Source organism: Ralstonia sp. A12 (assembly GCF_000801955.1).
In the GTDB taxonomy this organism is placed as follows: Bacteria; Pseudomonadota; Gammaproteobacteria; order Burkholderiales; family Burkholderiaceae; genus Ralstonia.
The window spans coordinates 425921-451732 of record NZ_JSZO01000001.1; the positions used below are offsets into that span (position 1 = coordinate 425921).

General features: G+C 63.3%; 23 protein-coding genes. 3 read left to right on the plus strand and 20 right to left on the minus strand.

Annotated elements, in window-relative coordinates; genetic code table 11:
- Nucleotides 1–23 precede the first annotated feature (23 nt).
- Both scpB and PI87_RS01980 read right to left on the minus strand, forming a co-directional pair.
- Nucleotides 24–896 carry an SMC-Scp complex subunit ScpB gene (gene scpB / locus PI87_RS01975; RefSeq protein ID WP_039596433.1) on the minus strand — a complete coding sequence of 291 codons (873 nt, stop codon included), beginning with the start codon at nucleotides 894–896 and terminating at the stop codon, nucleotides 24–26.
- Between the two features lie 498 nt (nucleotides 897–1394).
- Nucleotides 1395–2138, minus strand: a complete 744-nt coding sequence (locus PI87_RS01980) for a sulfite exporter TauE/SafE family protein (protein WP_039595993.1) — start codon at nucleotides 2136–2138, stop codon at nucleotides 1395–1397.
- A 178-nt stretch (nucleotides 2139–2316) separates the two neighbouring features.
- Here PI87_RS01980 and fnr point away from each other — a divergent pair, with 178 nt between their 5' ends.
- Nucleotides 2317–3045, plus strand: coding sequence for a fumarate/nitrate reduction transcriptional regulator Fnr (gene fnr, locus PI87_RS01985; protein ID WP_084209861.1), 729 nt, complete (start codon nucleotides 2317–2319; stop codon nucleotides 3043–3045).
- A 36-nt stretch (nucleotides 3046–3081) separates the two neighbouring features.
- Here fnr and PI87_RS01990 read toward each other — a convergent pair whose 3' ends face one another.
- The 9 genes from PI87_RS01990 to PI87_RS02030 form a co-directional block, all read right to left on the minus strand.
- A complete protein-coding gene (locus tag PI87_RS01990) occupies nucleotides 3082–3336 on the minus strand; it encodes a hypothetical protein (protein ID WP_021194248.1) in 255 nt (84 codons plus the stop codon).
- On the minus strand, nucleotides 3333–3560 hold the full coding sequence (locus PI87_RS01995) for a FixH family protein (protein ID WP_039595995.1): 228 nt from the start codon (nucleotides 3558–3560) through the stop codon (nucleotides 3333–3335). The genes PI87_RS01990 and PI87_RS01995 overlap by 4 nt, the downstream gene beginning before the upstream one ends.
- 26 nt (nucleotides 3561–3586) lie before the next feature.
- Nucleotides 3587–5050, minus strand: a complete 1464-nt coding sequence (ccoG, locus tag PI87_RS02000) for a cytochrome c oxidase accessory protein CcoG (RefSeq protein ID WP_039595996.1) — start codon at nucleotides 5048–5050, stop codon at nucleotides 3587–3589.
- Nucleotides 5047–5970 (minus strand): cytochrome-c oxidase, cbb3-type subunit III, encoded by a 924-nt coding sequence (ccoP, locus tag PI87_RS02005; RefSeq protein WP_039595997.1) that lies wholly within the window; start codon nucleotides 5968–5970, stop codon nucleotides 5047–5049. Before ccoP ends, ccoG begins: the two co-directional genes overlap by 4 nt.
- 12 nt (nucleotides 5971–5982) lie before the next feature.
- Nucleotides 5983–6165, minus strand: coding sequence for a cbb3-type cytochrome oxidase subunit 3 (locus PI87_RS02010; RefSeq protein WP_039595998.1), 183 nt, complete (start codon nucleotides 6163–6165; stop codon nucleotides 5983–5985).
- Nucleotides 6166–6168: 3 nt separating this feature from the next.
- The gene (ccoO, locus tag PI87_RS02015; RefSeq protein ID WP_039595999.1) at nucleotides 6169–6855 is read right to left on the minus strand and encodes a cytochrome-c oxidase, cbb3-type subunit II; all 687 of its coding nucleotides are present in this window, start codon (nucleotides 6853–6855) and stop codon (nucleotides 6169–6171) included.
- Nucleotides 6856–6865: 10 nt separating this feature from the next.
- The gene (gene ccoN, locus PI87_RS02020) at nucleotides 6866–8323 is read right to left on the minus strand and encodes a cytochrome-c oxidase, cbb3-type subunit I (RefSeq protein ID WP_039596000.1); all 1458 of its coding nucleotides are present in this window, start codon (nucleotides 8321–8323) and stop codon (nucleotides 6866–6868) included.
- A gap of 104 nt (nucleotides 8324–8427) precedes the next feature.
- Nucleotides 8428–8598: a cbb3-type cytochrome oxidase assembly protein CcoS gene (ccoS, locus tag PI87_RS02025; protein ID WP_039596001.1), complete on the minus strand. Its 171-nt coding sequence runs from the start codon at nucleotides 8596–8598 to the stop codon at nucleotides 8428–8430.
- 8 nt (nucleotides 8599–8606) lie between these two features.
- The gene (locus PI87_RS02030) at nucleotides 8607–11159 is read right to left on the minus strand and encodes a heavy metal translocating P-type ATPase (RefSeq protein WP_039596002.1); all 2553 of its coding nucleotides are present in this window, start codon (nucleotides 11157–11159) and stop codon (nucleotides 8607–8609) included.
- 179 nt (nucleotides 11160–11338) lie between these two features.
- Between PI87_RS02030 and PI87_RS02035 the strand changes: the two genes are divergently transcribed.
- Nucleotides 11339–12181, plus strand: coding sequence for a 2-phosphosulfolactate phosphatase (locus PI87_RS02035; protein ID WP_039596003.1), 843 nt, complete (start codon nucleotides 11339–11341; stop codon nucleotides 12179–12181).
- Between the two features lie 24 nt (nucleotides 12182–12205).
- Here the strand turns inward: PI87_RS02035 and zapE are convergent, their stop codons facing one another.
- The 9 genes from zapE to ugpB form a co-directional block, all read right to left on the minus strand.
- A complete protein-coding gene (gene zapE, locus PI87_RS02040) occupies nucleotides 12206–13303 on the minus strand; it encodes a cell division protein ZapE (RefSeq protein ID WP_039596434.1) in 1098 nt (365 codons plus the stop codon).
- A 103-nt stretch (nucleotides 13304–13406) separates the two neighbouring features.
- Nucleotides 13407–14843 carry a dihydrolipoyl dehydrogenase gene (lpdA, locus tag PI87_RS02045; RefSeq protein WP_039596004.1) on the minus strand — a complete coding sequence of 479 codons (1437 nt, stop codon included), beginning with the start codon at nucleotides 14841–14843 and terminating at the stop codon, nucleotides 13407–13409.
- 166 nt (nucleotides 14844–15009) lie between these two features.
- On the minus strand, nucleotides 15010–16266 hold the full coding sequence (odhB, locus tag PI87_RS02050) for a 2-oxoglutarate dehydrogenase complex dihydrolipoyllysine-residue succinyltransferase (RefSeq protein WP_039596005.1): 1257 nt from the start codon (nucleotides 16264–16266) through the stop codon (nucleotides 15010–15012).
- Between the two features lie 143 nt (nucleotides 16267–16409).
- Nucleotides 16410–19274, minus strand: a complete 2865-nt coding sequence (locus tag PI87_RS02055; RefSeq protein WP_052321363.1) for a 2-oxoglutarate dehydrogenase E1 component — start codon at nucleotides 19272–19274, stop codon at nucleotides 16410–16412.
- Nucleotides 19275–19559: 285 nt separating this feature from the next.
- Complete coding sequence (ugpQ, locus tag PI87_RS02060) at nucleotides 19560–20318, minus strand: glycerophosphodiester phosphodiesterase (RefSeq protein ID WP_039596006.1); 759 nt, start codon at nucleotides 20316–20318, stop codon at nucleotides 19560–19562.
- Nucleotides 20315–21412, minus strand: coding sequence for a sn-glycerol-3-phosphate import ATP-binding protein UgpC (locus tag PI87_RS02065; RefSeq protein WP_039596007.1), 1098 nt, complete (start codon nucleotides 21410–21412; stop codon nucleotides 20315–20317). Before PI87_RS02065 ends, ugpQ begins: the two co-directional genes overlap by 4 nt.
- Before the next feature lie 24 nt (nucleotides 21413–21436).
- Nucleotides 21437–22285, minus strand: coding sequence for a sn-glycerol-3-phosphate ABC transporter permease UgpE (gene ugpE, locus PI87_RS02070; protein WP_039596008.1), 849 nt, complete (start codon nucleotides 22283–22285; stop codon nucleotides 21437–21439).
- Between the two features lie 17 nt (nucleotides 22286–22302).
- A complete protein-coding gene (gene ugpA / locus PI87_RS02075; RefSeq protein ID WP_039596009.1) occupies nucleotides 22303–23184 on the minus strand; it encodes a sn-glycerol-3-phosphate ABC transporter permease UgpA in 882 nt (293 codons plus the stop codon).
- 76 nt (nucleotides 23185–23260) lie between these two features.
- Nucleotides 23261–24583, minus strand: coding sequence for a sn-glycerol-3-phosphate ABC transporter substrate-binding protein UgpB (gene ugpB, locus PI87_RS02080; protein WP_039596010.1), 1323 nt, complete (start codon nucleotides 24581–24583; stop codon nucleotides 23261–23263).
- A gap of 198 nt (nucleotides 24584–24781) precedes the next feature.
- On the opposite strand from ugpB, the gene PI87_RS02085 reads away from it, so the two are divergent.
- Nucleotides 24782–25696, plus strand: coding sequence for an HAD family hydrolase (locus tag PI87_RS02085; protein WP_039596011.1), 915 nt, complete (start codon nucleotides 24782–24784; stop codon nucleotides 25694–25696).
- The last annotated feature ends 116 nt before the right edge of the window (nucleotides 25697–25812 follow it).

Genomic DNA, 25812 nt, shown 5'->3' on the forward strand with positions numbered 1-25812 from the left:
CCGATTGGTCGGCCGACATGGCATTACGAGTGTTCGTTCGTGGAAGCCGCTGACGGCTCAGCCACGGTCTTGTTCGGATCTTCCGATTGCAATTCGCTGGCTTCCGACTCAGCTACGGGCACGCTGGCATGGCGCACGTCGACCTCAGCGACCGACAAAGCAGCCTCTTGCACAGCGACAACCGTCTCCAGGGAGACCTCCGCAGCAACAGCCTCGACCTCGACCACCGGCAGCTCGGTTGCCTCGACAGAGGACGCCGCAGCGCCCTCGCCTTCCGTACCCGCCGGAGCATCGTTGACGAGCGCGGTCAACTCCTCCACCGCGATCGCACCGCCCTCAAACTCGATTGCGCCTTGCTCCAACAGGCTTGCCTGCGCCTGGGCACGGGCATCTTCGAGCGGCGGCAGCTCGTCCAGCGAACGCAGCCCGAGATCGTCCAGAAACTGCTTGGTGGTGGCATACAGCGCCGGGCGCCCCGGCACATCGCGATGGCCAATCACCTCGATCCAGCCGCGGTCCTCGATCTGCTTGATGACCTGCGTGTTGACCGTGACGCCGCGGATATCTTCAATATCCCCGCGCGTGACCGGCTGGCGGTACGAAATGATTGCCAGCGTTTCCATCACTGCACGCGAGTACTTGGGCGGCTTTTCCGGATGCAGGCGATCGAGATACGCGCGCATCTCAGGGCGGCTCTGCAGGCGCCAGCCCGAAGCCAGCGCGACCAGTTCGACACCACGGTTGAGCCAGTCCTGGCGCAGCTCTTCAAGCAGCACGCGGATGGTGTCCGCGGAAACATCTTCGTCGAAGAGCTTGCGCAAGTCATTGACTCGCAAGGGATCCTGCGCGCAGATCAGCGCGGTCTCGAGGACGATCTTCGCCTCTTGGGTATTCATTCGGTTGAGCGGCTCGTCATTGCTCGCGGTCGGCAGGTCGCCGTCACGCTTGAGGTTTGTCGTCCCGCCGCGACGCACGCGGCATGTCTGAATGCTGTTGCCCGCCCGGGCCCGGCGCGCGAGGGCCAATTAGACCAATTGGGCCTTGCACCGAAACGCAGTGGCTGTGCCCGCAAGAAGGGCCGGAGGAGCGAGTTGATCCGGTGCCGGTCAGGCACCACAAGGGCAATTTCTTCCGCCGCCATGGGGACGGATACTGCACCGGGCGGCTGCCAACGAAGACTGGCACCCTGCCCGAATCGACTGTCCAGGGCGGCCTTTTTTGTGGCTTTCGCGCTGGATGGTGTCGCTTGGCGCCGCGCTTGGGATTGTTGATCTGCGCGGTGGGCGAGTCGAATTGTGTTTGATTGTAGGGCAATTTCCTGCGGTGCCGCAACCGGGAAGATGTCCTAACCCCTCGCCCCCGGCCCGACGCTGGCCCGCAGGTGCTTCAAACGGCTACAGCACCAGGCAGAAGCCGTGTGCGTTGAGCATCTCCGGCAGCCAGGCGGCGCACACCAACCCCCAAACGCCAAAAGCGGCGATGGCGGCGCCCGCCGCGCCACGCGCCCACTTTCGGCGAGATAGCCCTCGCAACCAGCCGGCCAAGCCGGACATCATCAGCAGATTCGGCAGCGTGCCCGCACCAAACGCCAGCATCACAATTGCACCCGACGACGCGTTGCCCGCCAACAACGCCACCGCCAGCGCTCCGTAAACCATGCCGCAAGGCACGAGCCCCCATGCCAATCCCGTGACATAGCGCCGCACCAATGGTGGGCTGCGATGCAGATTTCCGCCCAATCGCGCCCCCATTTTCGACAGCACGCTGGCCACCCGACCAAGCACGCGCTCTAACCGAGGATTGCGCCAAGCATCACCCGTGGTACGCACGAGTAGCAGCACGCCGTAAGCCAGCAGCAAAGCACTGGCAAATGCGAATAAGCCGCGTTGAATCGGCAGCCACTGCTGGCGCCAAACCGTCGCACCAAGCGCACCCATGATTGCCCCAAGAACCGCGTACATACTGATGCGCCCGGCATGCATGACCGCCTGCTCGAACGCCAATTTACGACGCGAGACGATGCGCACTTGCACGTGCCCACGCTCAGCGGCCAATGCGATACCGCTGCACATTGCCAGGCAATGGACACCCCCAAGCAGCGCAATCAGAAATACGCTCACGAGCGCGGCAACATTCATCTTTTTGACGCTCTTTTGATATGGGCCAAAATTATTGGTCTGCTGACGGGAATTCCGTGCATTTCACGCGATTCACACTATCGGAACAATCCGATATCAGCATGGTCGCCGTTATAATAGGCCGCGGTTGCATCACAAGAATTTCTCATTTCACTTACTCGAAATTCACTCGCCCCCTGTGCTCACACGAATCGCACTCACCGACCAAGCTTCCCGTTGTTCCACCTGCGTACTCGGCCAGATCTGTCTGCCGGTGGGCATGAATTCGGAAGACGTGCGCAAGATGGATGAGTTGGTTGCCGAGCGCATCCGCATCAAGAAAGGTCAAACGCTCTACGCTCTCGGCGAGCCGCTTGAAGCCGTGTACGGCATCCGCTTCGGCACGCTCAAAACGCACCTGACACTGGAAGATGGCCGCCACCAGATCACCGGTTTCCACCTGCCCGGCGAGATCGTCGGGCTCGACGGCATTGGCGACATGTGCCACGTATCGGATGCCACCGCGCTCGAAGACACCGAAGTCTGCGTGGTGCGTTACGACGAACTGCAACAGCTTTCGCGCCGGCTGCCATCTTTGCAACATCAGTTCCTGCGCATCATGAGCAAGGAGATCTCGCAGGATCACCAGATGCTGCTGACGCTCGGCTCGATGCGCGCCGAAGAACGCCTTGCCGCCTTCCTGCTCAGCCTGTCCAAGCGCTCAGCCCAGCGCGGGTACTCGTCGACCGAGTTTGTGTTGCGCATGAGCCGCGAAGAACTCGGCAGCTACCTGGGCCTGAAGCTCGAAACCGTGAGCCGCCTGTTCTCGCGCTTTGCTGAGGCCGGCCTCATCCAGATCCGCCAGCGCCACGTCAAGCTCATCGACATGGCAGGCCTGCGTCAGGTGATGAGCGGCCAAGCCAACTAAGCCGCCCCCCTTCTCCATCACGTCCAAGACATCCGCTCATACGAGCGGATGCTCATGCGCCTCCAGCTTGCCGATGCCCGGCGACACATACAGCGTGAGTGCGCTCGACAATCCGCACAGCAGCCAGAACACAAAGAACGACACCGTGTAGACCGCCTCGGCCGACACGGCAATCTGCTCGCCGAAGAAGCGCAGGTCCGCCGGATCCACCACCGCAAACACGACCAACTCGGCCAGCGCCGCGCACAAAAACGCGGGCCAGAGAATCCACATCAGCAGGCGGCGCTTCATCGGACCTCCCCGTGAGCGGCGTGGGCCGGCACGGAGACGGTCTTCTCGACGACCAGGCCGCGCCGCACGACGTTGTCATGGATGGCGGGATCCGGATGCGACACGGCCAACCAGATGGTGACACCACACCCAATCATGGCGACAAAGGGGCCGGCCATCAGCAGCCACGGCCAAGGCTCGCGCCACCAAGGCCGGGCCGGAGCGGAGGATCGCATTGTCTGCATCTGTGTCTCCTGTTTTAGAGGCCGCATCAGCGCGGCACGATGAAACTCGATGGCTCGCGCAGCACGAGGCTGTCGCTGCCGCTGTCTGCCTGGATCACAAACTGGATTTTGTGCGAGCCGGCTGCCACATCATCTGCCGGACGGCGCACGCGGATCGGCACCAGGCGGTTGGCCGCCGGCGCGAGCTCGAGCGTGGTCGATTCACCACGACCGCCCTGCACGTCCAGTTGCGGCAGCCCTTCGGCGGTGATGGTCACGCGCAGGGGTTGCTCGGACGCGTTCATCAGTTGCAGTCGATAGACGTTCTCGATCTTGCCGCCGTCGACTTCGCGCGCCAGTGCGCCGCGATCCCGAATCACATCCACCTTGAGCGGCTGGCGCATCGTCAGCGCAACGATGAAGCCAGTGATAAGCACCAGCATGATCCCGGTATAGATCAGCACGCGCGGACGCAGCAGATGCCGACGCGCTTCCTTCGAGCTGAGCCGGTCGTGCATCGCACGCTCGGACGTGTAACGGATCAGGCCGCGCGGGTAGCGCATCTTGTCCATCACCTGGTCGCACGCATCAATACAGGCGCCGCAACCGATGCACTCGTACTGCAGGCCCTGGCGGATGTCGATGCCGGTCGGGCACACCTGCACGCAGATGCTGCAGTCCACACAGGAACCGAGCCCCTGCGCTGCGAAGTCTGCGCTGCGCGAGCGGCTGCCGCGCGGCTCACCGCGTTGCGTGTCATAGGTGACGACGTAGGTGTCGGGGTCAACCATCACGCTCTGAAAGCGGGCGTACGGGCACATGTAGAGGCACACCTGCTCGCGCAGGAAGCCGGCATTGCCCCAGGTGGCGAACGCGTAGAACAGCATCCAGAAGGTTTGCCACGGCCCGAGCGACAGCGTCCACGTCTCCATGCCGAGGTCGCGGATCGGTGTGAAGAACCCGACGAACGTAAAGCCCGTCCACAACGCGATCACCACCCAGGCTGAGTGCTTGGCGGCCTTCAGGCGCAGCTTGCGCAGGCTCCAACGTTCGCCATCAAGGCGGATACGCGCGAAACGGTCACCTTCGATATGCCGCTCGATCCACATGAAGATTTCGGTGTAGACCGTCTGCGGACACGCATAGCCGCAAAAGAGCCGCCCCGCCACTGCCGTGAACAAAAACAGCCCCAGTGCAGACAGCACCAGCAGCAACGTCAGATAGATCACGTCCTGCGGCCACAGCACCAGCCCGAACAGATAGAACTTGCGTGCCCCCAGGTCGAACAGCACCGCTTGACGCCCATTCCATTCAAACCAAGGCAAGCCATAGAAGATGGCCTGCGTGGCCAGCACCATCCACACGCGCCAGCGCGCAAACGCCCCCGTAACGGAGCGCGGATAAATCTTGCGCCGGACTTCGTAGAGTGCCTGTTCGGTGGGCGCGTCGTCTGCGCCCGCCGTTGCTGCGGCGGACGTCATGGGGCGCCAGGCGGGTTCGTGTTCGCTCATTGCTGGGCGCTCGTGTTGTTGTTCGACAGCCCCCACACATAGGCCGCCAGCATGCGGATCTTCTCCGGCGACAGGAGGTTCTCGTGCGCCGGCATGGTGTTGTCGCGGCCCTTGAGGATGGTCTCGACGATGGTCGCCTCGGAGCTGCCGTACAGCCAGACGCGGTCGGTCAGATTGGGCGCACCAAGCGCTTGATTGCCCTTGCCGGTGGCCATGTGGCAGGCCGCGCAGACCGACTTGAAGGTCGGCTCACCACGTGCAGCCTTGATCGGGTCATAGGCCAGGCCCGACAGCGAACGCACGTAGTTGGCAACGTTGGCGGCCTGGTTGGCATCCACCACCGCTGCCAGCGACGGCATGACGCCATGGCGGCCCTTGGTAATGGTGGTGAGGATCGTTTCCGGGTCACCGCCATACAGCCAGTCGTTGTCGGTCAGGTTCGGGAAGCCCTTGGAGCCGCCCGCGTCCGAGCCGTGGCATTGCGCGCAGTTGTTCAGGAACAGGCGCTGGCCGATCTCGTGTGCCTGCGGGTCAGCGGCGATCTGCTTGATGTCCATGCTGGCGTAGCGCGCATAGAGCGGGCGCACCTTCGCTTCGGCTGCGGCACGCTGCGAGGCCAGCTCGCCGCGCGTGGAAAAGCCCAGCACGCCGCCATACGCACCCAGCCCCGGATACAGGATCAGGTACGCCAGCGCAAAGATGCACGACAGCAGGAACATCCACATCCACCAGCGCGGCAGCGGATTGTTCAACTCGCGCAGGTCGCCGTCCCACACGTGGCCGGTGTCGTCACCGGCGTTCTGCCCCGGCGCAATCGTGATGCGCCGCTGCGAGAACAGCAGCCACACGCACCAGACGATGCCCACCAGGGCAATCGCCGAGATGTAATACCCCCAGAACTCGGAAATGAAGTCGCTCATGATCTTGTGTCCTTATTGATGCGGGCGCGACGCGTTAGCGCGTGCGCCGGCGACCTCGGCTTCATCGGGCAGCAGGAACGGCAGCATGGCCGATTCCGCATTGGCCTCACGGCGATGCGCCGAGAACGCCCACCAGCTGATCCCCACGAACAGCACCAGGAAAACCGCTGTAGCAATTGCACTCAGCATGGCCATGGCTTACTCCTTCGCAGCAACACTGGCCGCCGACTCGTCGGCAGGCGTGCCAGCCATTTCACGCACGTTGCGCAGCTCCACGCCCAGGCCTTGCAGAAAGGCCACCACAGCGTCTTCTTCGGTCTTGCCGGCAAGCTGTTCACGTGCACCGGCAATCTGCGCGTCCGTGTATGGCACGCCTAGTTGGCGCAGCACGTGCATCTTCTTTTCGATGTCGCTGTTGTCGAGCGGCGTCTTGGCAAGCCATGCGTAGGCCGGCATGTTCGATTCCGGCACCACCTCGCGCGGATCACGCAGGTGGATGCGATGCCAGTCGTCCGAATAGCGTTGACCCACGCGCGCCAGATCCGGACCCGTACGCTTGGAGCCCCACAGGAACGGGTGATCGAACACCGATTCACCGGCCAGCGAGTAGTGGCCGTAGCGCTCGGTCTCGGCACGCAGCGTGCGCACCTGCTGCGAGTGGCAGCCGACACAGCCTTCGCGGATGTAGATGTCGCGCCCGGCCAGCCGCAGCGGCGAATACGGCGCGATGCCCTTGACCGGCTCGGTGGTCGAGTGCTGGAAGAACAGCGGCAAGATCTGCACCAGCCCGGCGATGCTGACGACGACCAGCGTCATCACGATCAGCAGGCCGATGTTCTTTTCCAGCGTTTCGTGCGAGAAGAACTTGTTGGATTGGTTGCTCATGTTCGTCTCCTCACTGTGCCGCGACCAATGGGGCCTGGGCTGGTTGAGGAATCGGCGCGTCCACCGCCTTGCTGCCCTGAATGGTCTTGATCACGTTGAATGCCATCAGCAGCATCCCGCTCAGGAAGCACAGGCCACCCAGCAGACGGATGATGTAGAACGGGTACGTCGCCTTCACTGCCTCGACAAAGCTGTAGGTAAGCGTGCCGTCAGCCTCGGTGGCACGCCACATCAGGCCTTGCATCACGCCGGCGACCCACATGGCAGCGATATAGAGCACCACGCCGATGGTGGCGATCCAGAAGTGCACCTCAATCAAGCGCGTGCTGTACATCTTCTGCTGCCCGAAGAGGCGCGGGATCATGTAGTACATCGAGCCGATGGTGATCATGGCCACCCAGCCCAGCGCGCCGGAGTGCACGTGGCCGATGGTCCAGTCGGTGTAGTGCGACAGCGCGTTGACGGTCTTGATGGACATCATCGAACCCTCGAACGTCGCCATGCCGTAGAACGACAGCGCCACCACCAGGAACTTCAGGATCGGATCGGTACGCAGTTTGTGCCAGGCGCCCGACAGGGTCATGATCCCGTTGATCATGCCGCCCCACGATGGCGCCAGCAGAATCAGCGAGAACACCATGCCCAGCGACTGCGCCCAGTCGGGCAGCGCGGTGTATTGCAGGTGGTGCGGGCCCGCCCACATGTAGGTGAAGTTCAGCGCCCAGAAGTGGACGATCGACAGGCGGTACGAATAGATCGGACGCTCGGCTTGCTTGGGCACGAAGTAGTACATCATCCCCAGGAAGCTGGTGGTCAGGAAGAAGCCCACCGCGTTATGGCCATACCACCACTGCACCATCGCATCCTGCACGCCGGCGTAGGCCGAGTACGACTTCCACATCGTCACCGGCAGCTCGGCGTTGTTGACGATGTGCAGCAGCGCAATCGTGATGATGTACGCGCCGAAGAACCAGTTGGCCACGTAGATGTGCTTGGTCTTGCGCTTGATGATGGTGCCGAAGAACACGACCGCGTAGACCACCCACACCAGCGTGATGAGGATGTCGATGGGCCATTCCAGTTCAGCGTATTCCTTCGAGCTGGTGTAGCCCAGCGGCAGCGTGATGACGGCGGCCAGGATCACCGCCTGCCAGCCCCAGAACGTGAACGCGGCCAGCGCGTCGGAGAACAGACGCACCTGGCAGGTGCGCTGCACGATGTAGTACGACGTGGCAAACAGCGCGCTACCGCCAAACGCAAAGATGACTGCGTTGGTATGCAGCGGACGCAGCCGGCCATACGTCAGCCAGGGCACCCCAAAATTCAGTTGCGGCCAGATCAACTGGGCCGCGATCAGCGCACCGACCGCCATACCGACGATGCCCCAGACGATCGTCATGATCGAGAACTGGCGTACAACGCGGTAGTTGAAGGTCTGGGTGTGCTGCAACGCGCTGGACGATTCCATGCTTGCTCCCCGAGTGTGTTGGTTTGATGCGGTCATGTTAAGAATCGGGCGGCCTTGGGGTCTTGATGTGCATCAAGGCACCCCGGTCAATAGGGTTAAGCGGCTCAGTCCCGCGGCCTTGTGTTGCGCACAGGCGTATCCGGGTCCAGCAGAATCGACTCAGCGGGCGTCTTCAGATCGTCGTACTGGCCCGAGCCGACGGCCCACCACAGCACACCGACGATCGCCATCACCAGCATCAGCGACAGCGGAATCAGCAGGAACAGCGTTTCCATGCAGCCTCCTAGACCACGTGCCGTGGGGCATGCGATAGCCGCCACGCATTGAGCGCCACCAGTAACGACGACACCGACATGCCAATGCCCGCGGCCAATGGCGACAGCCACCCCAGCGTGGCGAGCGGGATGCTGATCGCGTTGTAGGCAAAGGCCCAGCCGAGGTTCTGGCGCACCACACGCAACGCGCGGCGACCGATTGCCACCGCCTCGCTGATAGCGGACAGGCGCGGCTCGGTGAGAATCGCGTCGGCACCTGCCTGCGCAAGCGGTGCGCCGGTTCCGATGGCGATGGAGACCTGTGCCTGCGCAAGCAAAGGCGCATCGTTGATGCCGTCGCCAACGGCCAGCACACGGGCCCCGCGAGCCTGCAGCTTCTGCACGTAGGCGCGCTTGTCTTCCGGGCTGGCGCCGCCGACCGCGTGGTCGATGCCCAACCGGTTGGCCCACCAGCGCACGGTCTCCGGCGCGTCACCCGACACCAGATGCAAACACAAACCCTGCGCACGCAATGCATCTAGGCAGGCAGGTGCATCGGCGCGCGGCGTATCGGCCAGGGTGAAGCGCGCGAGTGGATGTCCGTCACGGCCAAGCCAGACCACGGTACATGCCGCGGCGGGCGGCACTTCTTCCATCGGCGCTTCATAGCCGTAACGGGTGGTCTGGATCGGCTGATCTGCGTACTGCGTGGCGGCAAACAACTGCGTACCCAGGCGCAGCAACTGCCCGTCGATTGCCGCGTGCACACCCTGCCCCGGCACGTTGGTGGCGCGCTCCACGGCAGGCAACTGCAATGCATCGCGCGTGGCAGCGCGCAACGACTGCGCGATCGGATGGTTTTCCGATTGCTCCATCGCGCATGCCATCGCCAAGCAGGTTTCGGCGTCCGCATCCGCAAATGTTTCGATGCTCAACAGGCGCAGGCGCCCTTCGGTGAGCGTGCCGGTCTTGTCGAGCAGCACGTCTGTCACCGCGGCCAGACTTTCGACGGCATGACCGCGCGTGACCAGCACGCCGCGCCTTGCCAATGCACCGCTGGCCGCCGCCAACGCAGACGGCGTGGCGAGGGACAACGCACACGGGCAGCTCACCACCAGCACGGCCACCGTCACGGCAAACATGCGGCTCGGATCGATCCACCACCACGCAATTGCTGTCAGCACGGCCCAGCCGAGCAGTACCGCCACAAAACGGCCGGCAACGTGATCGGCGAGTTCCGCCATGCGAGGCTTGTCGGTCAGCGCGCGATCCAACAATTCAACGATGGCGGCCAGACGCGTCTGCGTGCCGACGCGGCCCACGCGCACGCGGATGGCACTGGCCACGTTGTAGCTGCCGGCAAGCACGGCGGCACCTACGTCGCGTTGGCGCGGCACGCTCTCACCGGAGAGCAGCGATTCGTCGATCTCGGTGGTACCACGCTCGATGGTGCCGTCTGCGGGGAGCACTTCGCCCGCGCGCACCTCCACGCAATCGCCCGCACACAGCGTCGCAACGGGGATGGTTTCCACCGCGCCGGAAGCCTCATCGATACGGCGGCAGGTGGCCGGCAACTGGCGCACCAGGGCTTCTGCGCCGGATGCGGCACTCTGCCGCGCGCGCAGTTCCAGATACCGCGCTGCCAGCAGGAAGGCGACGAACATCGTCACGGAATCGAAGTACGTCTCGCCATGGCCGCGCACGGTGGCGAACACGCTGGCAACGAACGCCGCGCCAATGCCCAGCGCCACCGGCACATCCATGCCGACGTGGGCATGCCGCACCTGGCGCCACGCGCTGCGGAAGATGGGCGCAGCGGAAATCAGCACCACAGGCACAGTCAGCACCATGCTTGCCCACTGCATCAGGCGGGTCTGATCGACGGGGATGTCGCTGCCGTGCAGATACACCGGCCACGCGTACATCATCACCTGCATCATCCCGAGCATGGCGATGCCGAGCCGGATCAGCAGGCTGCGGCGTTCGCGCGCCTCCGCCGTGCGGCGGGCCGAGGGTTGGTCGAGCCAGGCCTCGTAGCCCACATCCGCAATGGCGGCAAATACGGCGGACAGGCGCACAACGCCTGGCTCGCAGACGAGACGAGCGCGCTCGGTAGCGTAATTGACGGTGGCTTCGCGGATGCCGGCAACGCGCGAGAGCGCACGCTCGATCAGCCAGACGCATGCGGCACAGCGCATGCCGGTGATCGCGAGCGAAACCTCCTCTGCGCCATCCGCGCGGGCGCGCACAAAGCGCTCGCGCATGACGGGAAGGTCGTACGTCGCCCACACGGCTTCGGCTTCGGCGCGCTTGTCGCCGTCCAGGGGGCGGGCAAAGGCGATCGGGCCGTCATAGACATGGCCCATGCCGGAGGCATGCAGCGTCTGCGCGATCGCCAGGCAACCGGCACAGCAAAATGTGTGGGATTGGTCGGCGATGTTGCCGCGCAACACCGACGCCGCGTCGAGCGTGGAGCCGCAGTGGTAGCACGTCGCTTGTGACGACTCCGCCTCGCTCGCCAGATGTGGCGGGGCCGCGCCGCAGTCTGCGGCGGAAAGCGTGGGGGCGTAGGTCGTCGTCATTATGTGGCCAATGCTAGCCACACGCTGCCTTATGCCCCTTGATGTGCATCAAGAGCCGTCACCGCGAATAAACAAGACGCCAAGCGCTGCACAAGCCACTCGCGGACGACCTCGCCCCTGTCGCAAAAGATTCCGCGTCCTATAGTGTTAGCTGGACCAGGCAACTAGGAGGGCGTCCTATGGCAACCGAATTCGGCCTGTACAACATCCACTGCGAGTGGGGCGAGCACGGTGCATCCGCGCTGGCACCGCATTGCGACGTGGTCATCGTGGTCGACGTGCTGTCGTTCTGCACCTGCGTGGACATTGCGGTGGGGCGCGGCGCGCGCATCTACCCGTATCCGTGGCGCGACAGCAGTGCCGAGGTCTTCGCCCGCCGGGCCGGCGCCATGCTGGCCTGCACCAATCGCAGCCAGCCTGGCTATTCGCTCTCGCCTGCCTCGTTGAAGGAGTTGCCGGTAGGCAGCAATCTGGTCCTGCCCTCGCCCAACGGCGCAACGCTGGCCCTGGCGACCGGGTCTACACCGACGTTTGCCGGCTGCCTGCGCAACGCGCGTGCTGTGGCGGAAGCGGCATCGCGACTGGGCCGCCGCGTGGCCGTGGTGGCATCCGGCGAGCGCTGGGCGGACGGCAGCCTGCGCCCAGCCCTGGAAGACTGGCTGGCAGCCGGTGCCATCGTGCATCACCTGTCGGAGACGGTTGCGGGCTTCTTGCCGCAGGCGCTGTCGCCCGAAGCACTCGCCGCACGGGCGATCTATCGGGAAGCATCACAGACCGGAATGATGAAAGCGTGGCTGCTGGATTCGGTGTCGGGCCGCGAACTGTGCGAACGCGGTTTTGCCGAGGACGTGGCCATCGCCTCGCAAACGGACGTGAGCAACATCGCCCCGATGCTGGTGGAAGGTGCGTTCCGCAACGTCAATCGCAAGAACGAAAGCCTACCGCAGGACTTCCTGGGGGCGACGAGCCTGCGCCCATCGCACGCGCCATCCTCGCATCGCAATCCGCCGCCTTCGCATTGAGCGCGTCAGCGCGGCGGGCGGCGATCAGGTCAACGACGTATCCACCTCGCGGCGAGGCGCCTCGAGGTATTCGCGCGACTGCATCTCGACGATGCGCGACACCGTGCGCTGGAATTCGCCGGCCATCTGGCCTTCGGTGTAAAGCTCGTCTGCCGACACTTCGGCCGACATCAGCAGCTTGACCTTGTGGTCGTAGAACACGTCGATCAGCCACGTGAAGCGACGCGCTTCGGACGCCATGCGCGGCGTCATCTTCGGCACATCGGCCAGGATGACGGTGTGGAAGCGCGAGGCGATTTCCAGATAGTCGTTCTGCGAGCGCGGGCCGCCGCACAGCGTGGCGAAATCGAACCACACCACGCCACCGGCCTTGCGCGCCGCGCGAATTTCACGGTGCTCGATTCGCAGCATCGGCGATTCGTCCGGCACTTCCGCCACCGCCGCAAATGCATCGCGCAACGCAGAGTTCGCCTTGGCGCCCAGCGGCGTGTAGTACGCCTGCACCTGCTCCATCGCGCGCTTGCGATAGTCGACCCCGGCATCCACGTTGAGGATGTCGAGCTTCTCCTGCAACAGTGCAATGGCGGGCAGCACGCGGTCACGGTGCAGGCCGTCCGGGTACAGCAGGTCCGGCCGATAGTTAGACGTCATCACGAACTGCACGCCGTTGGCGAAGAGCTGATCGAGCAAGCGGTGCAGGATCATCGCGTCGGCAACATCGCTGACGTGGAATTCATCAAAGCAGATCAGGCGGTAACGCTTGGCAATGCGGCGCGCCAGTTCATCAAGCGGGTCAGCACGGCCGCGCAGCTCTTCCAACTGGCGATGCACCTCACGCATGAACTCGTGAAAGTGCAGACGCGTCTTGCGTACCAGCGGCACGCAGCTATAGAACGCATCCATCAGGAACGACTTGCCGCGCCCCACCCCGCCCCACATGTAAACGCCGCGAGGCAAGTCAGGGTGCACGAGCATCTTGCGCAGCGCGCTCGAGCGGCGGGCCTTGTAAGCCACCCATTCGTCGTAGCACTGCTGCAGGCGATCGACGGCGCGTTGTTGCGCTTCGTCGGGCTGATAGCCGCGCGCCTTCAGTTCCTGTAGGTAGGTTTCCTGGACGTTCATCTGCACGTTCTTCTGCATGCGGGCCGCCGTTTGCGGGCCCAAATGGACTGATGCCCGGCATCTTGTGGATAGCCGGGCATCGTGCTTGCCTTGCGGCTCGCGATTACATATTGAGCTGACGCTTGTCGACAGCCAGCGCAGCTTCGCGCATCACTTCCGACATCGACGGGTGCGGGTGGCAGATACGGCCGATGTCTTCAGCCGCAGCCTTGAACTCCATCGCCACCACGGCTTCGGCAACCAGATCCGACGCGTTGGCCGCCACGATGTGCACGCCCAGGATCTCGTCGGTCTTCGCATCGGCGATGATCTTGACGAAGCCGTCGGACGCGCCCATGCCCAGTGCTCGGCCGTTGGCCATGAACGGGAACTGGCCAGCCTTGGTTTCGCGGCCTTCAGCCTTGAGCTGCTGTTCCGTCTTGCCGACCCAAGCGATTTCCGGGAAGGTGTAGATCACCCACGGAATGCAGTTGTAGTCGATGTGCGGCTTCTGGCCGACGATGCGCTCGGCCACGGCCACGCCTTCGTCTTCGGCCTTGTGCGCCAGCATCGGGCCACGCACCACGTCACCGATCGCCCACAGGTTCGGCAGCTTGGTTGCGCAGTGGTCGTCCACCTCGATAAAGCCACGCTGATCCGCTGCCAGGCCAATCGCTTCCAGACCCAGGTTGTCGGTGTTCGGCACGCGACCGATCGACACGATCAGCTTGTCGCACTCCAGCACTTGGGCAGCGCCGGCAGCGTCGGTGTAGTTGACCTTCACACCCTTGGCCGACGACTCGATCTCGCCAACCTTCACGCCGACGTTGATCTTCAGGCCTTGCTTGGTCAGCAGCTTGTTGGCTTCCTTGGCAACCGATTCGTCAGCCGCACCGAGGAAGCTCGGCAGCGCTTCGAGAATCGTCACTTCCGAACCCAGACGGCGCCACACCGAGCCCAGCTCCAGACCGATCACGCCAGCGCCGATCACACCCAGCTTCTTCGGCACTTCGCCAAACTTCAGTGCGCCTTCGTTGTCGGCAACAATCACGTTGTCGACCGGCACGTTCGGCAGATGGCGAGCCTTCGAGCCCGTGGCGATGATCACGTGCTTGGCGGTCACGACTTCCGTACCAGCCTTGCCCGCAACTTCCACTTGGTAGCCAGCGTCAGTCTTGCCGACGAACTTGCCGTAGCCCTTGAGCAGCGTCACCTTGTTCTTGCGGAACAGGAACTCGATGCCCTTGGTCATCTTGCCGACGATGTCGTCCTTGCGCTTGAGCATCTTGGCCACATCGACGCGGGCGCCATCCACCGTGATGCCGTGGTCGGCCAGGTGGTGGTTCACGTTCTCGAACTCTTCCGACGAAGCCAACAGCGCCTTCGACGGAATGCAGCCCACGTTCAGGCACGTGCCGCCCAGACGCGGCTCGCTCTTCGGATCGTCGTAGGCGTTGCCTTCGCAGCAGGCCACGTTCAGGCCCAGTTGGCCAGCGCGGATGGCGGCGATGTAGCCGCCAGGGCCGGCGCCGATCACCAGCACGTCAAATTCTTTGCTCATGGAGAAATCCTTTAGTCCGTCATTCCTAGCGGTTTAAACCTGCTCACGGTCCGTAGCGAGCGGCCCGAGGTTAGTCCGACGAATTTGCCAAAATCGGCAGCCGTACACGGGTACGGCGAGCATCGCAGGGCCAAGATCGGGTCGCGCAGTAGGACCGTGGGCAGGCTTACAGGTCCAGCAGCAGGCGGGCCGGGTCTTCCAGCGCTTCCTTCATCGCCACCAGGCCCAGCACGGCTTCGCGGCCGTCGATGATGCGGTGGTCGTAGGACATGGCCAGGTAGTTCATCGGGCGGATGACGATCTCGCCGTTTTCCACCACAGCGCGGTCCTTCGTGGCGTGCACGCCCAGAATGGCCGATTGCGGCGGGTTGATGATCGGGGTCGACAGCATCGAGCCGAACGTACCGCCGTTCGAGATCGAGAACGTACCGCCGGTCAGGTCATCCAGCGTCAGCTTGCCGTCCTTGGCCTTCTGGCCGAACTCGGCAATCTTCTTCTCGATGTCGGCCAGGCTCATCTGATCTGCGTTGCGCAGGATGGGCACCACCAGGCCACGCGGCGAGCCGACAGCGATACCGATGTCGAAGTAGCCGTGGTAGACGATGTCGTTGCCGTCCACCGACGCGTTGATGACCGGGTACTTCTTCAGTGCGTGGACAGCCGCCTTCACGAAGAACGACATAAAGCCCAGCTTCACGCCGTGGGTCTTCTCGAACTGGTCCTTGAACTTGGCGCGCAAGTCCATCACCGGCTTCATGTTGACTTCGTTGAAGGTGGTGAGGATGGCGTTGGTCGATTGCGACTGCACCAGACGCTCGGCGATACGGGCGCGCAGGCGGCTCATCGGCACGCGCTCTTCCGGACGGTCGCCCAGGGCAGCGAAGTCCACCGGAGCAGCCACTTGCTGCAGCGCCGGACGCGCAGCTTGCGGAGCAGCAGCGGCAGCCGGCTTGGCGCCACCAGCCACGGCACCCAGCACGTCGCCCTTAGTGATGCGGCCATCGCGGCCCGTGCCGGCCACTTGGCCAGCCGACAGGTTGTTCTCAGCCATCAGCTTGGCAGCCGACGGCATGGCCACGCCACCGGTGGCAGCAGCGGCGGCCGGAGCGGCAGCAGCCGGTGCGGGGGCAGCAGCTGCAGCTGCCGGTGCAGCGGCGGCCGGAGCAGCAGCGCCTGCCTTGCCTTCAGTGTCGATCTTCGCCAGCAGTTGCTCCGACGTGACGGTCGCGCCGTCAGCCACCAGCACGTCAGCCAGCACGCCAGCCGACGGAGCCGGCACTTCCAGCACAACCTTGTCGGTCTCGATTTCGACCAGGACTTCGTCCACGGCCACGGCTTCGCCCGGCTTCTTCTTCCAGGAGATCAGCGTGCCCTCTTCGACGGACTCGGAAAACTGCGGGACCTTGACATCAACAATAGCCATTTCGATGGTTCCTTGGATTCTGTGTGCGCTGCCCTTGCAACCTGTTTGGCGAGGCAGGCCAGCGCTTCAATTCGTTTGCGTTATTCGGGAGTGAAGATGCGCCAAGGCGGTAGCCATTGCCACCGCCCTGGAGCTGATCTCGCTTACTTGGTCAGCACGAAGCCCTTGAGCTTGGAGAACGACGCATCGATCAGCGCCTTCTGCTGCTCGTTGTGCTTGGCGTAGTAGCCCACGGCCGGCGATGCCGAAGCCGGACGGCCTGCATAGCCCAGCTTCTGGCCTTCAGCCATGTTCTCCATGATGTAGTGCTGCACGAAGAACCAGGCGCCCTGGTTCTGCGGTTCGTCCTGGCACCACACCACTTCGGCGAGGTTCGGGTACTTCTTCAGCTCGGCCGCAAACGCCTTGTGCGGGAACGGATAGAGCTGTTCCACACGGATGATGGCGGTGTCGGTCTGGCCGCGTTCCTTGCGAGCGTTGACCAGGTCGTAGTAGACCTTGCCCGAGCACGCCACGACGCGCTTGACCTTGGCGGCGTTCAGATCTTCTGCCGTATCGGCGATCACCGTCTCGAAATGGCCCTTTGCCAGATCGGTCAGCGGCGACACTGCGTCCTTGCTACGCAGCAGCGACTTCGGCGTCAGGATGATCAGCGGCTTGCGGAACATCCGGATCATTTGGCGGCGCAGCAGGTGGAAGATCTGTGCCGGCGTGGTCGGCTGCACCACTTGCATGTTGTGGTCTGCGCAGAGCTGCAGGTAGCGTTCCAGACGCGCCGAGCTGTGCTCCGGACCTTGGCCTTCGTAGCCGTGCGGCAGCATCAGCGTCAGGCCCGAGGCGCGGCCCCACTTCACTTCACCCGACGAGATGAACTGGTCGATCACAACCTGTGCGCCGTTGGCGAAGTCACCGAACTGGGCTTCCCAGATCACCAGCGTGTTCGGCTCGGCCGACGAGTAGCCGTACTCGAAGCCCATCACGGCTTCTTCGGACAGCACCGAGTCGATCACGGTGAACGGTGCCTGGCTCTCCGACACGTTCTGCAGCGGGATGTAGCTGCCGGCGTCCCAGCGCTCACGGTTCTGGTCGTGCAGCACGGCGTGGCGGTGCGTGAACGTACCGCGGCCAGCATCCTGACCGGTGATGCGCACCGGGTAGCCCGAAGCGACCAGCGAGGCGAAGGCGAGGTGCTCGCCCATACCCCAGTCCAGCGACACATCGCCCTTGCCCATCTTGGCGCGGTTGTTGACGACGTTTTCAACCAGCGGGTGCAGCTTGAAGTGCTCGGGGATGGCGGTGATGCGCTCAGCCAGACGCTTGAGCTCGGCCATCGGCACAGCGGTATCCGCCGAGTCCGTCCACTTGCGGTTCAGGAACGGCAGCCAATCCACCGCGAACTTGTTCTTGAAGTTCGACAGCACCGGGTCAACCGTGTGCTTGCCGGCGTCCATGGCGGCGCGGAATTCCTGCACCAGGCCGTCCGGCTCTTCGGTCTTCAGCGTGTTTTGCGTGACGAGACGGTCTGCGTACAGCTTGCGCGTGCCGGGGTGCGTACCGATCTTCTTGTACATCAGCGGCTGCGTCATCGCCGGCGTGTCCTGCTCGTTGTGGCCGAGCTTGCGGAAGCAGATGATGTCGACGGCGATGTCCTTCTGGAACTCCGTGCGGAAGTCCACGGCCAGTTGCATGGCCAGGACAACGGCTTCCGGATCGTCGCCGTTCACGTGCAGCACCGGCGCTTCGATCATCTTGACGACGTCGGTACAGTACAGCGTCGAGCGCGAGTCGCGCGGGTCCGACGTCGTGAAGCCGATCTGGTTGTTGATGACGATGTGGATCGTACCGCCCGTGCCGTAACCACGCGTTTGCGCGAGGTTCAGCGTTTCCATCACAACGCCCTGGCCGGCGAAGGCCGCATCACCGTGCACTTGCACAGCCAGCACTTGCGCGCCGTGCTTGTCGTCGCGACGCTCTTGGCGCGCCTTGACCGAGCCTTCCACAACCGGGTTGACGATTTCCAGGTGCGACGGGTTGAACGCCAGCGACAGGTGAACCGGGCCGCCCGGGGTGGTCACGTCGCTCGAGAAGCCCTTGTGGTACTTCACGTCGCCGGCCGGCAGGTCGTCCACGTGCTTGCCTTCGAATTCGGCAAACAGGTCGGCGGGCATCTTGCCCAGCGTGTTGACCAGCACGTTCAGACGGCCGCGGTGGGCCATGCCGATCACGATTTCCTGCACGCCCTTGGCGCCGGAATGCTGGATCAGCTCGTCCATTGCCGCGATGAAGCTCTCACCGCCTTCCAGCGAGAAGCGCTTCTGACCGACGTACTTGGTATGAAGGAAGCGCTCGAGGCCTTCAGCGGCCGTCAGGCGTTCCAGGATGTGCTTTTTCTTTTCAGCCGAGAACGTCGGCTTGGAGCGGATGGTTTCCAGACGCTCTTGCCACCAGCGCTTCTGCGCCTGGTCGCTGATGTACATGAACTCGGCACCGATCGAGCCGCAGTACGTTTCGCGCAGGTTGTTGACCAGCTCGCGCAGGCTCATCGATTCTTTGCCGAAATACGTGTTGCTGGCGTTGAAAACGATGTCCTGGTCGGCTTCGGTGAAACCGTAGAAAGCCGGGTCCAGATCCGGAACCGGCGGGCGCTCCTGACGCTTGAGCGGATCAAGATCGGCCCAACGCAGGCCCACGTTGCGGTATGCCGCGACCAGTTGCGTCGCCGCCACGCGCTTGCGACCCATATCGGAATCGGCAGACGCGACGATCGTCTTGATCGGGCCAGCTTTGGCGCGCTCAGCGAACGAGGTAACGATGGGGGCGTGGGCGATATCCCGGGCGTTGGAACCGTCGACGGCGGGGACGTTCTGCAGCGCATCGAAGTACGCGCGCAGGGCCTCGCTAACGGACGTGGGATCTTGAAGGTACGCTTCGTACTGATCTTCAACGTAGGCGGCGTTGCCGCCGGACAGGTACGAAGTGTCCAGGTACTGCTTATACAGCTCAGTCATGGGGCGCTCACTTTTCTCCGGGTCTGCCGGAGTTCAGCGGGTTCATCAACCTTCCGCGACACGGCTTGACCGGTTAGCGGATCGCAAACTAAATCGCCTGAAATCACCTGATCGGACCGGATCGCGCATGGCAGAAAGGAGGTACCGAGACAGCTTTTACAGACAAGTTGTGCGGGAAGGACCTAAGTCTTCACGGGCGGGAAGCATAGCACGTTTATAAGCAATATTCAGATTCTTTGACGTGACAACGGCGCGTTGTTTTGCTACGTCAAAGAACCGTTTTCATCACATTCCGGCGGGTGAAATTCGATCGACCCAATCGGTGATCAAGCCGTCCAGGCCGGCGCCCCACAGCAGATGCGCGCGATCGATATCGTTGACGGTATAGCAGCAAACGCGGAAGCCGGCGGCGTGTGCCTCGGCAATGATTTCGGGCGTGAGTTCACGATGGTTGGCGTCGAGCGCAACACAGTCGAGAGCACGCAGGCGATCAAGCCAGTCGGCCGGCAGCTTGTCGAGCAGCAGCGCGCGCGGCAATTCCGGTACGGCTTCCCGCGCGGCGGCCAGCGCCTCTTCCGAGAACGACGACAGCAGCGGCGGCACATCGGCGCCATCCCACAGCGTGCGGGCATCCAGCGCCACCGCTGCGCCCGTGCGCCATTCCGCGCCGGGCACGGGCTTGATCTCGATGTTGGCGAGGAAGTTGTTGGCACGCAGGTAGCGGGCGATGGCCGCCAACGTGGGCACGGGCTCACCGGCGTAGGCGGGGCTGTGCCAGCTACCGGCATCCAGTTGCGCGATCTGGCCCAGCGTGAGCGCGTCGAGGCGGCCGTGGCCGTTCGTGGTGCGATCGAGCGTGGCGTCGTGCAGCAGCACGGACACGCCGTCGCCCGAGAGCTTCACGTCGAACTCGAACATGCGATAGCCGAACGAGGCGCCGTGGCGGAAAGCGGCCAGCGTGTTCTCCGGCGCCAACTTGCCCGCGCCCCGGTGTGCAATGGCACGCGGATACGGCCAAGCCGGCAAGGTGCGTGCGTCGCTCATGCCAGCGCCTCGATGCGGCGTGTGGTCTGCGGATCGAACCAGTGCAGGTGCTCGGCGGAGGTGGTGATAGGCAACTTATCGCCAGCCTTCACGCCGGCGTGCGGCTCCAGGCGAACGACGACCGGATGACCGGCCAGCGCGCCGTACGCAAACGCATCAGCGCCAAGGGCTTCGACCACGCGCACGTCGACAAAGGCGATGGCTTGATCGGCCGAACACGGCTCGATGTGCTCGGGGCGCAAACCCATCAGAGCGCGCTCCGGCAAGTGCAGGCTCATCGGTAGGTGGCCGAGTGTGGCCGCAGCATCGCCTTCCTTCGCGCCATCCACTCGGATCTGCGCGCCCTCACCCGCATGACGCGACACTGGCACGAGGTTCATCGGCGGCGAGCCGATGAAGCTGGCCACAAACGTGCTCGCGGGGCGCGAGTACACCTCAAGCGGGGTGCCGATCTGCTCAACCCGGCCGCCGTTGAGCACCATCATGCGATCGGCCAACGTCATGGCTTCGACCTGATCGTGCGTCACATACAGGCTGGTGGTACGCAGGCGGCGATGCAGATCCTTCAGCTCCAGGCGCATCTGCACGCGCAGCTTGGCATCCAGGTTAGAGAGCGGCTCGTCAAACAGGAATACAGCAGGCTCACGCACGATCGCGCGGCCCATGGCCACACGCTGACGCTGACCACCCGAGAGCTGACGCGGTTTGCGATCGAGCAGCTTGCCGAGTTCGAGAATGCCCGCAGCCTGTTCCACGCGTGCCTGAATGTCGCTCTTGGGCAGGCCGCGAATCTTCAGGCCGTAGGCCATGTTGTCGAACACGCTCATGTGCGGATACAGCGCGTAGTTCTGGAACACCATCGCGATATCGCGCTCGGCGGGTTCCAGTTCGTTGACGACGCGCTCACCAATCCACACCTCGCCGCCGGTGATGGGCTCCAGGCCCGCCACCATGCGCAGCAGCGTGGATTTGCCGCAGCCCGACGGGCCGACGATGACGATGAATTCCCCATCGCCGATTTCCATGTCGATGCCGTGCACGACCTGGAGGTTGGCGTAGTGCTTTTGGACGTTGCGTAGAGACAGTTTTGCCATTGCGATGTGTCTTTTGCTTTTCGCTTACTTTTCAGTTTCCACCAGGCCCTTCACGAACCACCGCTGCATGCCAATCACGATTGCTGCGGGCGGCAGCATGGCCAGCATCACAGTGGCCATCAGCAGGTTCCAGTCGGTGGCGGAATCGCCGGAGCGGGAGATCATCTGGGTCACGCCCAGCACGATGGGGGTCATGTTCTTCTCGGTCGTGATCAGCAGCGGCCAGAGATACTGGTTCCAGCCGTAGATGAACTGAATCACGAACAGCGCCGCGATGCTGGTACGCGAAAGCGGCAGCACCACGTCCCAGAAGAACTTGAGCGGCCCGGCGCCATCAATGCGCGCGGCTTCTGCCAGCTCATCCGGAATGGTCAGGAAGAACTGCCGGAACAGGAACGTGGCCGTGGCCGACGCGATGATCGGGATCGTCATGCCAGCGTAGCTGTTCAGCATGCCAAGATCCGACACTACCTTGTACGTGGGCAGAATCCGCACCTCCACCGGCAGCATCAGCGTGACGAAGATCAGCCAGAAGAACGTCTTGCGCAGCGGGAACTTGAAATAGACGATCGCGAAGGCCGAGATGATGGAGATTGCGATCTTCCCGAGCGAGATGCCCAGCGCCATGATCAGGCTGTTCATCAGCATGGTGCCGACCGGTGTGGCCGAGTTGCCCATGCCCTGCGTGAGCACCGTGCGGTAGTTCTCGATCAGGTGCGGACCGGGAATCAGTGTCATCGGCGCCTGCAGCACCTGCTCGGTCGTCAGCGACGACGCGACGAAAACCACATACACCGGAAACGCCACGACGATCACACCGAGAATCAGCACGACGTGGGTGAGGAAGTCCAGGAATGGACGGCGTTCAATCATGGTTCCATGCCCTCCTTTTAGTATTGGACTTTGCGTTCAACATAGCGGAACTGGACGATCGTCAGTACGATCACCAGACCCATCAGGATCACCGACTGCGCCGCTGAACCACCGATGTCGAGCCCACGCACGCCGTCCTGATACACCTTGAAGACCAGCGTCTCAGTGGCTTTGAACGGCCCGCCCTGCGTGACCGAATCGATGATGGCGAAGGTATCGAAGAACGCGTACACCACGTTCACCACCATCAGGAAGAACGTGGTGGGCGACAGCAGCGGGAAGACGATCGACCAGAAGCGCTTCCACGGCCCGGCACCGTCAATGGCGGCCGCTTCGATCAGCGATTTGGGAATGCTCTGCAGCCCCGCCAGGAAGAACAGGAAGTTGTAGCTGATCTGCTTCCACGCCGCGATGATGACGACCAGGAACAGCGCCTGCTCGCCATTGAGCACGTAGTTCCACTCCACACCCATCTTGTGGATGACGAAGGACACGATGCCCAGTGTCGGGTTGAACAGGAAGCTCCACAGCACGCCTGCCACGGCCGGCGCAATCGCGTACGGCCAGATCAGGAAGGTCTTGTAGAACGTGGCGCCACGCAATGCGCGATCGGCAAAGTACGCCAGCGCCAACGAGGTGCCCAGACCGACAAGCGCTACGCCGATGGCGAATACCGCCGTGGTCTTGAACGATCCGAGATAGGTTGGATCGGCAAAGAGATCACGAAAGTTCTCCAGCCCCACGAATTCGAGGTTGATGCCAAAGGCGTCCTGACGCAGCAGCGATTGATACAGCGCCTGCCCTGCCGGCCAGAAGAAGAACACCAGAGTGATGATGATCTGCGGGGCCACCAGCACATAGGGCAGCCAGCGCGATCGGAAAACAACGCGTTTTTCCATGCGACATTCCAAAAACGCACCGCCGGCCGGTGCAAGTGCACAAGGCCGGCGGTTGACGACGAGCGCAGTGTCGCGCTTATTCCTTGACGGTCTTCTCGAAGCGGACGAGCAGCTCATTGCCGCGAGCCACGGCCGAATCCAGCGCTTCCTTCGGCTGCTTCTTGCCGGCCCAGACGGACTCCAGCTCTTCGTCGATCACCTGACGAATCTGCGGGAAGTTGCCCAGACGGATGCCACGCGACTTGTCGGTCGTCTTGACGATCATCTGCTTGACGGCCACGTCGGCGCCCGGGTTCTTGTCATAGAAGCCCGACTTCTTCGTCAGCTCATACGCTTCCATCGTCACAGGCAGATAGCCGGTTGCCTGGTGCCAGTCCGACTGGATATCCGGGCGCGACAGGAACGTGAAGAACTTGGCAACGCCCTTGTACTCCTCGGCCTTATGACCGCCCATCACCCACAGCGACGCGCCGCCGATGATGGTGTTCTGCGGTGCGCCGGGCACACCGGCCTCGTACGGCAGCGGTGCCGGGCTGAAGGCGAACTTGGTGCCCACGCTCTTGCGGATGTTCGCCAGCGCCGCCGACGAACCCGTGTGCATGGCGCACTCACCGGCGATGAACTTCGCCTTTGGCTCGTCCTTGCGGCCGGCGTAGGTGAAGTAGCCCTTCTTCTGCATGTCGAGCAGGTTCTCGATGTGCTTGATCTGCACCGGGCCATTGAAATTCAGGCGCGCCTTCGGGCCACCGAAGCCGTTGTTCTCGGTCGCGAACGACACGTTGTGCCAGGCCGAGAAGCTCTCCAGATGCACCCACGACTGCCAGTCGGTCGTGTAGCCGCACGGCACGCCGGCAGCCTTCAGCTTGGCCGCATCGATGGCGACTTCCTGCCACGTTGCGGGCGGCTTGTTCGGATCAAGGCCGGCCTTCTTGAAGGCGTCCTTGTTGTAATACATGATCGTCGTCGAGCTGTTGAACGGGAACGACAGCATCTCGCCCTTATTTGACGTGTAGTAGCCCGCCACCGCCGGCACGTAGGCCTTCGGGTCGAACTTCTCACCGGCGTCCTTCATGATCTTGGCCACTGGCACGATGGCGCCCTTGGCGTTCATCATCGTGGCAGTACCCACTTCGAACACCTGCAGGATGGCCGGCGCATTGCCGGCACGGAAGGCCGCAATGCCCGCCGCCAGCGATTCGTCGTACTGGCCCTTGTAGACCGGCACGATCTTGTAGTCAGACTGACTGGCGTTGAACTTGGTGGCGATCTCGTTCACCTTGTCGTTCAAGGCGCCTTCCATCGAATGCCACCACTGGATTTCCGTCACTGCGTACGCGCCTTGCGCAAACGTACACGCGGCCAGCACTGCCGCCGCCCCCGCAATCTTCTTGATCGACATTATTTCTCCTGGTTTCGACCCGGCGGGCTCCCTCGCTCCGCCCACGGCGCGCCGACTGTATAGGCACGGTCGGTCATTTTTGTGACAGCGGGATGTTACGTGTCTTTCTGTCATAAAGAAATTGGGAGTTCCCTCCAAGGTTTGACTTGCAACGGCCGTTAGAATGGATTGAAGCCATCCCTTTTTTGCACACGCAGCATGCTCGCTCCGCCGACCTCCTCCACCCCGTCCGCCTCTGCCGGTTCGCCCGATTCCGCACCTGAATCCACCCCGGTGATTGCAGCCCGGCGCATTCCGTTGGCCTTGCACCAACTCTCGGATGATGCGCTGCGCAATATCACCGGCGTGTTTACCGACGTGGACGGCACGCTCACGACGCGCGGCAAGCTGCCGGCCCAGGCGTACTCGGCGCTGGAGCGGCTGCACCGCGCGGGCATCAAGGTCGTACCGGTCACCGGCCGCTCGATTGCCTGGTGCGAAGTCATTACGCGGTTGTGGCCGGTCGATGCCGTGATTGGTGAGAACGGCGCGTTTGCCATGCGCATCGATTCACGCGGGCACCTGACCACCGATTTCGTCGACGACGCGCAAACGCGCGCGCGCAACCTCGAACGCATCCGCGAAATCGGTGCGGAAGTCATGCGTGCGGTGCCAGGCTCAGCGTTGGCGACCGACCAGGCCTGGCACGCGGCCGACCTGGCCGTCGATCATGCCGAACAAGTCCCGCCGCTGCCGCAGAACGCGGTGCAGCACATCGTCGACATCATGCGCACGCACGGCATGCATGCGACCGTCAGCTCGATCCACGTCAACGGCTGGTTTGGCAGGCATGACAAGTTGAGCGCCAGCGTGGCACTCGCCCGCCGCGCCTTCGGCACCGACCTGCATGACGAACGCGAGCGCTGGGTGTTCGTGGGCGACTCCGCCAACGATGCAGCGATGTTCGAGTTCTTCCCACTCTCGGTCGGTGTGGCCAATGTGGTGGAGGTGATCGACACGCTGCCCATGCCGCCGGCCTACCTGACTGTGGCCGAAGGCGGCGGCGGTTTTGCAGAAGTGGCCGAGCGCATTCTTGGGGCACGCGCGCCCGCGCTTCCCGCCCCGCGCGGCTGACGACACGGCCGCCGGCCCGAGCAGCGGCGGGCGGCCGTCAGCCGTTTCTCAGTTTCCCCCAACTCCTCTCACGTATCGGTGCGCGCACGCGGCACGCTGTTTGCGCCACGTTAGTG